Origin of the sequence: Prevotella multiformis (assembly GCF_018127985.1) — a bacterium.
Taxonomy (GTDB): Bacteria; Bacteroidota; Bacteroidia; order Bacteroidales; family Bacteroidaceae; genus Prevotella; species Prevotella multiformis.
The window spans coordinates 86,529-98,259 of the sequence record NZ_CP072358.1; the positions used below are offsets into that span (position 1 = coordinate 86,529).

Consider the following 11,731-nt stretch of genomic DNA (forward strand, 5'->3'; position numbering starts at 1 on the left):
CCTCGTCCGGCTGCTTATAGTTCCACGACCGTGATACCCGCACCGCCGAACTGTACGTGCTCGTCTCGGTAGCTTTTCACGTTCGGCACGCTGCCGAGGTACTGCCGGATGAGCTGGCGCAGTATCCCGTTGCCTTTTCCATGGAGAATCCGCACCTGTCCGGCTCCCACGAGGATGGCATCATCGATGAAGTACTGCACCTGGTTCAGCGCCTCGTCCGCCCTCATGCCCCGCACATCCAGCTCCTGACGGAACTGGTTGCGATGCTTGTCTATGGTCTCACGTGTCTCACGGCTGTAGTGATAGGCCTGAAACTGCTGCTGTTCGGTCTGGACAGCGGCGGCATCTACGTGCTCCAGCCGGCTCACGGCCATCTTTGTCCGCATATCGCCGAAGATGACGGTAGCCTGTCTGCCGTCGACGGTCTCAACCTTTCCTACGGTCGTAAGGCCCTTTATCCGGACGGCATCACCGGCTTTCACCTCGCCGTCCGCCAGCCGTTTCCGGACGGCATTCTTCAGGGCTTCGGCGGCGGCCTGCTGCCTGTCCGTCTTCTCTTTCAGATGCTGTTCGTGCCGTTCTTTGCGGTTCTTTATTCTGTCGACTTTCTTCTGGAAGTCCTCATCAGACAGCAGTCCGCTGTCTTTCAGTTTCTTTTTGTTGTCCTTTCCGGGCCTGTCAGCCGGACTTGAAGCCCGCAGTCCCTCTTCATAGGCGGCCAGTTCCTGTCTTATCCGCTTGGTCGCTTCTTTCTCCGCCTGCTTCTCCCGGATTTCCCGGATGGTGTTTTCTATGCGGCGGTTGCTCTCCTTGATGATTTCCTCAGCCTGTTCTCTGGCACGTCTGAGAATGTCCTTGCGGCTCTGCTCCAGTGTGGCGATGTCCTTCTCGTACTGTGCGATCCGCTTCTCCAGCTCTTTTTCATGACTGTGGATCGTCTGCCGTTTGCCCTCCCAGTAACGCTTGTCCCTGACGATGTCCTGTAAATACTTATCACTCTGGATGTAGTCGGAACCGACAATGTCGGCCGCCTCCCGGATGACCTCCTCGGGGAGTCCCGTCTTCCGGGCGATTTCGATGGCGAACGAGCTGCCCGGTCTTCCGATGGCAAGCTGGAAGAGCGGGCGCATCTCATGCCGGTCATAGAGCATCGCTCCGTTGACCGTCCCCGGATGGTCTTCCGCAAAGTGCTTGAGGTTCTGGTAGTGGGTTGTGATCACCGCCCAGGCCTGTTTCTGCCAGAACCGGTGCAGAACCGCCTCTGCAATGGCACCGCCGATCTGCGGTTCCGTGCCCGTTCCGAACTCGTCGATGAGAATGAGGGTGCGCCCGGTGGCGCACCGCATCATGATTTTCATGTTCATCAGGTGGGAGGAATAGGTGCTGAGGTCGTTCTCAATACTCTGTTCGTCGCCTATGTCAATCATGATGTCGGAAAAGATGCCTGTCGTGGAGCGGTTGCCGACGGGGATGGACAGCCCGCACTGGAGCATGTATTGCAGCAGTCCCACCGTCTTCAGGCAGACCGACTTGCCTCCGGCGTTGGGGCCGGAGATGATCAGCAGATGCCTGTCCCTAGTGAGCTGTATGTCGAGCGGTACGACCTTTGAGGGGACATTGCGTGCCTCGTCCCCCTCTTCCTGTATTGTCGCGTCTGCCTGTGAAGAAACGTCTCCGGCCGGTTCCGCGGGTAAGTTGCGGGATGCCTTCTCCTTGTTCTTGCGTTCCAGAGACAGCTGCAGCAAGGGGTGGACAGCTCCTATCCAGTCGATGTGAGGCTCGTCGCCCACCTCCGGTTCAAATCCCTGGAAGAGTCTGGCAAGCTCGGCTTTGGCACGGATGAAGTCCACTGCCGCCATAAGGCGGTAGGAGTCGAGGATTTCCTGCACGTTCGGGCGCATTTTCTTTGCGAAGTCTGTGAGAATCCTGATGATTTCACGGCGTTCCTCATTCTCGAGTTCCCGGATTCTGTTGTTGGCTTCCACCACCTCGGTCGGTTCGATATAGACCGTCCGTCCGGTGGCACTCTCGTCGTGGACGATTCCTGATATTCTCCGTTTCAGTCCCGGAGCGACCGGGATGACCAGCCGGCCGTCGCGCAGGGTAGGCGTGACATCCTTCTCGACAAGTCCCTCTCCCTGTGCCGAACGCAGGATGCTGTAAAGCGTCCGTGAGATGCTTCCCTCCGTCTGGGCGAGCGTCCGCCGGATCTGCAGCAGTGCGGGAGAGGCGTTGTCGCGCATCTTGCCGAATTTGTCTATGATCTGCGAGATGCGCTGGACAAGCACCGGGAAGGTCGCAATGCCGTCAGCCAGTGCATAGAGGGCGGGGTAGCAGGGGCGTGTTTCTCCCTGTTCGGTCTCGTCCCCGCGGCTGAGGAAGTCGACGATGGCGATGATCGTCTCCAGCGAACGCTTCAGGTCGAACAGTTCCTCCACTTCCATGTGTGTCCCCTCCAGCCGTATTCTCGACACGCTCTCTCGCATGTCGAAGAAGTGGTCCAGCGGGAAATCATCCTGTTCCTCCTGTATCCGGCGGAACTCCCTTGTCTCCTCCAGCCATGTGTTCACCTGTCCGGCATCCGTAGAAAAGGTCATGGCGTCTACCTGTTCCTTGCCCAGAGGCGACAGGCAACGTTCCCGCAGGAGCGAGCGCACCTCTGTGAAACCGATTTTCTGCTCGAAGTTCTTGGGGTATATCATCGTTCTTTATTCATTTTGTCATTTGCAGGAAAGACGCATCAGTGCGGTCTTCCGGAGAAGCCGGGACCGCCTATGACATTCTTTTGAACTGCAAAATTACAAAATGTTTCTGTAAAACGACGGGTGCAAGGGCAGAACCTTTCGTTCCGATCGGGATAACCTGCCCTGCCTGGCCGGCAAGGAGTCTGCCGACGGCCTGTTGCCTGATTGCTTTTTCCCGCTACCATTCGCTTTTCTTTTCCACAGACCGTCTGCCGTTCTGAAAATATATTACAATCAGATGATTTCCATCCTTGGGTAACAGGGTTGTCGGACACCTGGATCTGTATTTCCAACGGTCAGTGAAAGAGAGTGTTATGATTCCCTTTGGAAAAGATGCCTGGTCAGCTCCCAACCAAGCACCACTTGCCCTTCAATCAAGCACCGGTAAGAGTTCAAGTAAGGCTTGGTAAGGGTGCAAGTGAGGGTCAGTGAAACTCCGGCTGTGAATTTTTCATGACAAAATCGGGTCGGAACCGACCGGGAAGAGCTTTTCCCTGTTTTACAGATACCGTAATCCGGAATATTTTATGTATATTTGCACTGTATTCTACAGACTGTCGTCCTTGTGCCTGCAGACTGTGGCAAGACGACCTGACCGATACCCTGTAAATTATGAGAAAACTGCTCTTCACGATTCTATTGCTATGTGCCCATGTGGTTTTGTCTGCGCAGACGGAAAACGTACTTCTGAACCGTATTCTCCGTCAGGTGAAGCTGTTTCCACAGGAGAAAACATACGTCTGCACCGATGCCGATCGCTATCAGGCGGGACAGCGCATATTCCTGCGTGTCTTTCTGGTGAACGCCATCACGCATCAGACAGACAGCATCAGCCGTTATGTGTATGTTGAACTCCTGGATCCGGAAAGGCTCATCGTGAAGCGTGTGCGTCTGCTGAGGAGCGACCAGGGCTTTGTCGGGTACATGGATATTCCGGAAGGTGTCGTGAAAGGGCGTTACATGCTTCGCTCCTATACCCGGAATATGCTGAATGTGGAGGGATTTGAGAGTCTGAAAAGCATCTTTGTCGGCGGATGCGGCCGGTTGCTGCCTTCTAAGTATGTCCATACGGTCGACAAGCGTGTACAGCACGGGGGCAGGCTGTTGCACGTCAGCAGATCGGGGACGGATGTCCATGTAACCCTTTCAGGAAGTCAGGATCCGGCGCAGCGGACGTACTGGCTGCTGGTCCATTGCCGTTCCATCCCCTCTTATTTCGGGAAGATAGACGACAGGGAAGGAGTCGTTCTTCATGGAGACAGCCTGGCCCAAGGCGGTATCTATGCCTTTCTGCTGCTTGACAGCAGCTTCCGTACCGTAGAGGAACAGCTCTGTTTCCTGTATCCGGAGAAAGAACAATGCCCCGTGTCCGTGAGGTGGGAGGATGCCCATAAGACCCCGGACGGGCTTGTCCCCTGCTCTGTTACGGCAGAAGGGCTGAAAGAGGGCGAGACGATGAACCTGTCGGTACGCATCGAGCGTGTCGGAGAACAGGACGACGGGGCCGGTTCGGACATTGTCGCCCATCTGCTTTTCGATCAAGACCTGTGCGGCTGTCCGGAAGAACCCGCCTCCGTCCTTGGTGAGAGAGACACGCTGCAGGCATTCCTTGCAGGGAACAGCTGGGGACGGTACCGCATGGACGAAGTGATAAGGGGAATGTGCCGGCGAGGAAAGAATGAAGCGGAGAAGTCGGCGGTGATATGCGGGAAAGTGGAGACGCTGATCGGACACCGGCCGATAAAAGACGGTGTCGTCAATCTCATATCCCCTGACAAAGGATTCTATGCTGCGACGAAAACCGATGAGAAGGGACATTTTGTCTTTGAAGGGATGGATTTCCCTGAAGGTACTCAATATGTGCTGAATGCCTTTACGAAGACGGGGAAATCGTGGGTGAAACTGGTGCTGGACGAAGACGTGTTCCCGCCTTATGCGGGTGCTCTGCCGCCGTTCGAGTGGATCGCCGATGATACGGTGCGCACGGATGCTACGCTGGATGTTCCGGAAGGAGGAATCCGGATGGAAGAGGTGCAGGTGTTCAGTCATCGTCCCAGCTACGCTTCCCGCTCGGACCCTTATGCCCATACGGCTGATTTCTCCTTTGGTCTGCGTGATATAGAAGAGATCGGTGCGACCTGCCTGCACGAATTGTTGCGCAGGGTGCCGGGCGTTACCGTGGAGTTCGGGAAATGCTATGTCAGAGGCGGCGTGACGGTGGGCGGCCGTCGTCCGGCAGCTGTCGCAATTGACGGGATATTCGTCAATGAAGACTATGACCTGGACAATGTCCAGATGGGCGATGTAGCGCGGGTGGATGTCTTCAAGAGCGGGTCGACGGTCATCTGGGGGGCTGTCGGCGGCATGGGCGTCATTTCCATCACGACAAAGAAAGGTGATTTCAGGGCTTCTGACGTACCGTTGACGAATACGAAGACATTTACCACCCTTGGGTATCAGATGCCCCGGAAATATACGCCCAGCCGGCGTACCCCTGTATGGATTCCCTTCTTGCAGGGCACTTCTTTCCGTCTGCTGTTGCCGGAGGCTCTCTGCAGGGGCTGTCAGGTTGTTGTCGAGGGTGTGACGAGTGAGGGAAGGCTGGTCCGTTGCATAGGACGGTAGGGGAAGGAGCATCTGTCCCGGCTGTCGGGACCGACTGCCTCCCGGTCTGTTCCGGCCGTGACTTATACTGAGAAGTATGGCGACCTGTTATATTAAATTAATTGTTCTTTTTGTTTTTTTACAGGGTATTTATCCGTTCCGAACAGATAAAATTATACTTTTGCAGTACTGTTCAGGATAATAAAGACAGAAAGTACAAAAGAGGTTGTCAGTATGGATAGACAGGTTTTTCAGACCGATTCGCGGCAGCGTTGGAATCGGTTTAAGTGGACATTGCGTGTGATTGTTACGGTGGTATTCCTGCTTGGACTGGTGTTTCTTGCCATGTTCGCCTTGGAAGAAAGTCCGCAGATGCCTTTTCGCCACGACTACCGGAAGGTGGTGTCGGCAGGGGCTCCTTTTATGAAGGACAACGAGACGGCGAAAGTCTACAAGTCTTTCCGGGACTTCTTCAAGGAACAGCGGATGCACAGCAACTATGTCAAAGTGGCGGCAAGGCAGCACCGTTTTGTGGGCAAGGCGGGCCGTGCCGCGGCAAAATACATGTCGGAATGGTCCGATCCGCGTATGGGCATCCGTTCGGCATGGTATGTGAACTGGGACAAGCACGCTTATCTGTCATTGAAAAACAACCTGAAACATCTCAATATGGTGCTGCCGGAGTGGTTCTTCATCAACCCCAGGACGGACAGGATAGAGACAAGGATCGACCGGCGCGCCTTGAGACTCATGCGCCATGCGGGTATCCCTGTTCTTCCCATGCTGACGAACAATTACGGTTCTGCTTTCCGTCCGGAAGCCATCGGACGGATTATGCGGGATGATCGAAAGCGCATGGCGATGATCAACGAGCTGGCTTCAATATGCAGGAAGAACGGCTTTTCCGGCATCAATCTTGATCTGGAGGAACTGGATATCAATGATGATGCACTGCTGATAACCCTGGTGAAGGATTTTGCGCAGGTCTTCCATTCCCAAGGTCTCTATGTGACACAGGCCGTCGCCGCTTTCAATGACGACTACAATATGCCGGAACTGGCTAAATACGACGACTACCTCTTTCTCATGGCTTATGACGAGCACAATGCAGCGAGCCGGCCCGGCCCTGTCTGTTCACAGCGGTGGGTTGAGAAAGCGACGGACTGGGCTGCAAGGAATGTTCCCAACGACAAGATCGTGCTGGGTCTGGCAGCTTACGGCTATGACTGGGTGCAGGGAAAGAAAGGCGGTGCTGCCGTTTCGTTCGACCAGATGATGGCTTCTGCACAGAATGCCGGAGCCGCCGTCAGCTTCAATGATGATACCTATAACCTCAATTTCTCGTATAAGAATGAAGATGACGGCAGTCTTCACCGGGTATTCTTCTCCGACGCAGCCACTACATTCAACATCATGCGCTTCGGGGCAGAGTACCATGTAGCAGGCTATGCCGTGTGGCGGCTGGGTACGGAAGACAAGCGTATATGGCGTTTCTATGGGAAAGATATGTCATGGGAGAGTGTCGCCAGGATGTCCATCGGGCGGCTGATGCGGCTCAGCGGTACGGATGATGTCAACTTCGTCGGTGACGGTGAGGTGCTGAATGTGACCTCAGAACCTCATCCGGGGAAGATCGCCGTGAGCATTGACAAGGACAACCGGCTGATAACAGAAGAACATTATAGGGAACTCCCCGCCACATATACCGTGCAACGGCTGGGAGGCTGCAAGGACAAACAGCTGGTGCTGACCTTCGACGACGGCCCTGACGGACGGTGGACACCGTCGGTGTTGAGTACGCTGAAGAAGTATCATGTGCCTGCCGCTTTCTTCATGGTGGGATTGCAGATGGAGAAGAACCTCCCTCTTGTGAAGCAGGTCTATGATGCCGGAAACACGATAGGAAACCACACTTTCACCCATCATGACATGGCAGAGAGCTCCGACCAGCGTTCGTTTGCCGAGCTGAAACTGACGCGTATGCTTCTGGAAAGCATAACGGGGCAGAGCACTATTCTCTTCCGCGCTCCTTATAACGCTGATGCCGACCCCACCGGTCATGAGGAGATCTGGCCGATGGTGATTGCAAGTCGGAGGAATTATTTGTTTGTCGGAGAGTCCATCGACCCGAATGACTGGCAGCCGGGTGTGACGGCAGACCAGATCTACAGGCGTGTGCTGGATGGAGTACATAACGAGTACGGACATATCATTCTGCTGCATGATGCCGGCGGTTCGACACGAAAGCCGACCGTCACTGCACTGCCCCGGATTATCGAGACGTTACAGCGCGAAGGCTATCAGTTCATCTCTCTGGAACAGTATCTCGGCATGAACCGTCAGACCCTCATGCCTCCGGTAAAGAAAGGCAAGGAGTATTATGCCATGCAGGCAAACCTCAGTCTGGCTGAACTGATTTACCATGTCAGCGACTTCCTCACAGCCCTTTTTCTGGTGTTTCTGGTTCTCGGTTTCCTGAGGCTTGTCTTCATGTATATCCTGATGATACGTGAGAAGCGGGCAGAAAACCGCCGGAGCTATGCTCCTATAGATGCCGAGACGGCACCGGCGGTGTCGGTGATCGTTCCAGCCTACAATGAAGAGGTGAATATTGTCCGCACTATTGATAATCTGAAACAGCAGGATTATCCGGCACTCCACATCTATCTGGTGGACGACGGGAGCAAAGACCATACGCTCGGAAAGGTCATGGAAAAGTTCGGCAACGACGAGAAAGTCACTGTCCTTGCAAAGAAGAACGGCGGGAAGGCATCGGCTCTGAACTATGGGATTGCAGCCTGTAAGACGGACTTTGTCGTCTGTGTCGATGCCGATACGCAGTTGCAGGCTGATGCTGTCAGCAGGCTGATGAAGCATTTCATTGCTGATGAGGCGGGCCGGGTCGGCGCCGTGGCCGGTAATGTGAAGGTTGGCAACCAGCGCAATATGCTCACTTACTGGCAGGCTATCGAGTACACGACAAGCCAGAACTTCGACCGCATGGCTTATTCTAACATCAATGCCGTCACGGTTGTTCCCGGTGCCATCGGTGCCTTCCGCAAGAAGGCGTTGGAAGCGGTCGGCGGCTTTACAACCGACACATTGGCAGAGGACTGCGACCTTACCATGAGCATCAACGAGCATGGATACGTCATTGAAAATGAGAACTATGCCGTCGCCATGACCGAAGCACCAGAGACGCTGCGGCAGTTTGTCAGACAACGTATCCGCTGGTCTTTCGGCGTGATGCAGACTTTCTGGAAGCACCGTTCGTCACTCTTCGCCCGGTCAAAAGGCGGTTTCGGGCTGTGGGCAATGCCGAATATGCTCATCTTCCAGTACATCATTCCGACCTTCTCCCCGCTGGCGGATATGCTGATGCTGCTCGGTCTGTTTACAGGCAACGCCTGGCAGATCTTCCTCTATTACCTGCTGTTCCTCCTCGTGGATGCCAGTGTGTCGATCATGGCTTACCTCTTCGAGCATGAACGGCTGTGGGTGCTGCTGTGGATTATTCCCCAGCGGTTCTTCTATCGCTGGATCATGTATTACGTGCTTTTCAAGAGTTATCTCAAGGCAATCAAGGGGGAGTTACAGACCTGGGGCGTACTGAAACGGACCGGAAACGTGGGGGCGTGAGCGGATGTCGGGACTGCTGCCGGACGGTCAGGAAGCCGATACAGTCGGCTCCTGTCTCCGTCCCGGAGGGTCGCGGTCATCGTCGTGTCAGCGACCGTCCTGTATCCCAGAGCAGCCGTTTCGCCCATCTGAGCACCACCAGGGCACTGGCGACGGCGACGGCGGAATCGATCCAGGTGATGTTCCAGAACATTGCACAGAGCAGGCCGACGATGGCTCCCGTCTCCGTCAGGGCATCTGAAAGGACATGAAGATAGGCTGCCCGGCTGTTGTAGTCTGTCGTGCCATGGTGACCATGTAGGACGGAGGCACTGATAGTGTTGGCGACCAGACCGATGCCCGCCGTCAGCAAAGCAAGTCTGTAATTCAGGATCTCTCCATGGGTCGTCATCCGTTCTACTGCTTCAATGATGATGAATACAGCCATGATAATCAGGAGAATACCACTCGTAAAGGCCGATAGATCCAGGATTTTCTCCGTGTCATATTTTGTTGTCTCCTTGCTTTCCAGATGCCGTACCAGTACGTATGCTGCCCAGTTCAGGCCGATGACCAGCACGTGCGATCCCATGTGGACACCATCGGCGAAGAGGGCCATGGAATGAGAAGTAAGTCCCACGATGATCTCTGCCAGCATCATGCAGAAAGCGAAGACGACCACGAAGGATGTCCGTTTCTCTTGTGAAGAGCGTTCTATTCTGTTTGACATTGTCACTTGTTTAATTCAAAATCCATAGATCAAAGTCTGCAATAAGCGTGCCGCTTCTGCAGCCGGATCTGTCATTCACCGTCTGTTTTCAGTCGTCCGGTTTCCTGCACGTCCCGTTGCTGATATGCTTGAAGGCGGAAGGAGCGAGAAGTTGACAGTCAGTGTTTTGACGAATGAGTTATGAAGAAAGAACCCATTATGGAATTATCCCGAAATGGATGAAGGCGTTGCGTATACCGTCTTCATCCACACTTGTCGTCACGTAATCAGCCGCTGCCTTTACCTCCTCATTGGCATTGCCCATGGCCACCCCGATGCCTGCTGCATGGAGTATGCTCATGTCGTTGCCGCCGTCGCCGAAAGCGATGCACTCCTCCGGGCTGATTCCGATATGCTCCGTCAGTCGGCGAAGGGCATTCCCTTTGTCGGCTCCCCGCACGGTGATGTCCGTAAAATGCGGATTCCACCGGGCTGATATGCAGTGAGGCATGGAAGGAAGGATCAGCTTCTCGTCGTCCGCGCTGAAGAACGGGGTAAGCTGGAGAACCGGCCGGCGCAACAGCGGTTCTATCGGCTTGTGAATATCGATGTTGTTGACCCCTAAGCCACGGACAAAGACCTCATCAAAGATACTGGTGTGGTTGTGGATGCCGATATCCTCTTTTCCACATACTACTACCGCATAATTCCGCCGGCTGGCATCGGCGATCATCGCGCGGACTTCCTGCTCGGGGATGGGCATCAGCGTAATGTCCTCGTCGCCGATGAACGTACGTGCTCCGTTGAAGGTGATATATCCGTCAATGAGATGGCGGATGGCATCGATGTTCGTGATGATGGCCGCGGGTCGTCCTGTGGAAATGAAAATTCTTACCCCGCGTCCTTTTGCCTGTTCAATGGCCTTGACCGTTGAATCCGGAATCCGGTGTGTCTGAAACGATACCAGTGTTCCGTCTATATCGAAGAAAGCTGCTTTAATAGCCATGTCTGTGTCACTTTTGGCTACAAAGTTACAAAAAAGATTCCATATAGGAGGATTCCGGGAAGATGAGTGAAGAAAAATAGGATCCGTCTTTGATCCGTCTTTGACCTGCCGGGGAAAGGGAGTGGAAACCTTACAGTCCTGTGACGGGCCAGACATTGTCAATTCTTTGTAGCTCTTTCCTCTGTACAGAATCGATGCTGCAAGCGGTGAACATCGGAACTAATGTGGGAAATCTTTACCGGACAGCAATGGCGTCTTTTCTGATTCCGGGTTTGAGGCAGACGCATGGGAGCGGGGAGACGGGTGGGGAGCGTCCCGGGGATGAATGAGAGTTCTTGATCCGCAGACTTCAGAAAAGACTCAGGCTATGGTCCACTGCCGGCTTTTCTTCTTCTTTCTCCATTCCGCGGCGGAACTGGAGGAGCAGTTGTTGTGTTATCTTGTTAGACCGGTTGAGGCGGTAGACTCCTTTTCTTTTCTTTTCGATAAAAGGATCGTCCGCTTTGCTGTTCTTCAGGAGATACGACTGTACATATTTATGAACTTCCTCCTGTGTAATCGGATGGAACAGTGTGTTGCAGGCATTGTACACATGCCGGGAGATTTTCCGCACGGAAAGCCCCTCAGCACCAGCCTCGGCCAGCACACGTAGTATCTCTTTATTGTATTGCATAAAAAAGGAAGCCTATATCCTGTCATACAGACTTCCCCCTGTTTTGTATAAAAAATCTTGATTAAGCAAGTGTCACCTTGCCGTCTTCGTCTTTCACCTTGCCCTCCTTGAAGAGCCAGCCGATGCCAAGATAAACCTCCTCTGTGCTGATCTTTGCAGCTTTGGCGATCTCTTCCACGCTGAGGGCTTTGGATTCAGCTGCAAGCGCGTTATAAACATCGCCGGCCTTGAAACCAACATTCTCTGCGTTGATCGCTACGGTAACAACAGCCTTCTTTGCAGAAGTCTTCTTTGCTGCGGCTTTCTTTGCTGCCTTTGGAGCAGACTTAACTTCTTTCTTTTCTGTCATAATCTTATAAAATTAAAGTCCCATTCAA

The 11,731-nt window shown here is 53.9% G+C and carries 7 protein-coding genes; 2 read left to right on the forward strand and 5 right to left on the reverse strand.

Annotation, left to right across the window (positions count from 1 at the left end; translation table 11 throughout):
* Positions 1–14: 14 nt before the first annotated feature.
* Entirely contained in the window at positions 15–2,702 is a 2,688-nt protein-coding gene (locus J4864_RS06790; protein WP_211815053.1) for an endonuclease MutS2, read from the reverse strand.
* A gap of 654 nt (positions 2,703–3,356) precedes the next feature.
* Here J4864_RS06790 and J4864_RS06795 point away from each other — a divergent pair.
* Both J4864_RS06795 and J4864_RS06800 read left to right on the forward strand, forming a co-directional pair.
* On the forward strand, positions 3,357–5,369 hold the full coding sequence (locus J4864_RS06795; protein WP_211815054.1) for a TonB-dependent receptor: 2,013 nt from the start codon (positions 3,357–3,359) through the stop codon (positions 5,367–5,369).
* 213 nt (positions 5,370–5,582) lie between these two features.
* The gene (locus J4864_RS06800; RefSeq protein WP_211815055.1) at positions 5,583–8,987 is read left to right on the forward strand and encodes a trifunctional glycoside hydrolase family 18/polysaccharide deacetylase/glycosyltransferase family 2 protein; all 3,405 of its coding nucleotides are present in this window, start codon (positions 5,583–5,585) and stop codon (positions 8,985–8,987) included.
* 76 nt (positions 8,988–9,063) lie between these two features.
* Here the strand turns inward: J4864_RS06800 and J4864_RS06805 are convergent, their stop codons facing one another.
* The 4 genes from J4864_RS06805 to J4864_RS06820 form a co-directional block, all read right to left on the reverse strand.
* On the reverse strand, positions 9,064–9,696 hold the full coding sequence (locus J4864_RS06805; protein ID WP_007366541.1) for a cation diffusion facilitator family transporter: 633 nt from the start codon (positions 9,694–9,696) through the stop codon (positions 9,064–9,066).
* A gap of 196 nt (positions 9,697–9,892) precedes the next feature.
* Positions 9,893–10,681: a Cof-type HAD-IIB family hydrolase gene (locus tag J4864_RS06810; protein ID WP_211815056.1), complete on the reverse strand. Its 789-nt coding sequence runs from the start codon at positions 10,679–10,681 to the stop codon at positions 9,893–9,895.
* Between the two features lie 349 nt (positions 10,682–11,030).
* Positions 11,031–11,354 (reverse strand): hypothetical protein, encoded by a 324-nt coding sequence (locus tag J4864_RS06815; RefSeq protein WP_007366487.1) that lies wholly within the window; start codon positions 11,352–11,354, stop codon positions 11,031–11,033.
* A gap of 61 nt (positions 11,355–11,415) precedes the next feature.
* Positions 11,416–11,703 carry a winged helix-turn-helix domain-containing protein gene (locus J4864_RS06820; RefSeq protein WP_007366486.1) on the reverse strand — a complete coding sequence of 96 codons (288 nt, stop codon included), beginning with the start codon at positions 11,701–11,703 and terminating at the stop codon, positions 11,416–11,418.
* Between the last annotated feature and the right edge of the window lie 28 nt (positions 11,704–11,731).

Excerpts from the sequence above, each read along its gene's own strand:
- J4864_RS06790 (WP_211815053.1), bottom strand. The coding sequence starts at position 2,702 with ATGATATACCCCAAGAACTTCGAGCAGAAAATCGGTTTCACAGAGGTG.
- J4864_RS06795 (WP_211815054.1), top strand. The coding sequence starts at position 3,357 with ATGAGAAAACTGCTCTTCACGATTCTATTGCTATGTGCCCATGTGGTT.
- J4864_RS06800 (WP_211815055.1), top strand. The coding sequence starts at position 5,583 with ATGGATAGACAGGTTTTTCAGACCGATTCGCGGCAGCGTTGGAATCGG.
- J4864_RS06805 (WP_007366541.1), bottom strand. The coding sequence starts at position 9,696 with ATGTCAAACAGAATAGAACGCTCTTCACAAGAGAAACGGACATCCTTC.
- J4864_RS06810 (WP_211815056.1), bottom strand. The coding sequence starts at position 10,681 with ATGGCTATTAAAGCAGCTTTCTTCGATATAGACGGAACACTGGTATCG.
- J4864_RS06815 (WP_007366487.1), bottom strand. The coding sequence starts at position 11,354 with ATGCAATACAATAAAGAGATACTACGTGTGCTGGCCGAGGCTGGTGCT.
- J4864_RS06820 (WP_007366486.1), bottom strand. The coding sequence starts at position 11,703 with ATGACAGAAAAGAAAGAAGTTAAGTCTGCTCCAAAGGCAGCAAAGAAA.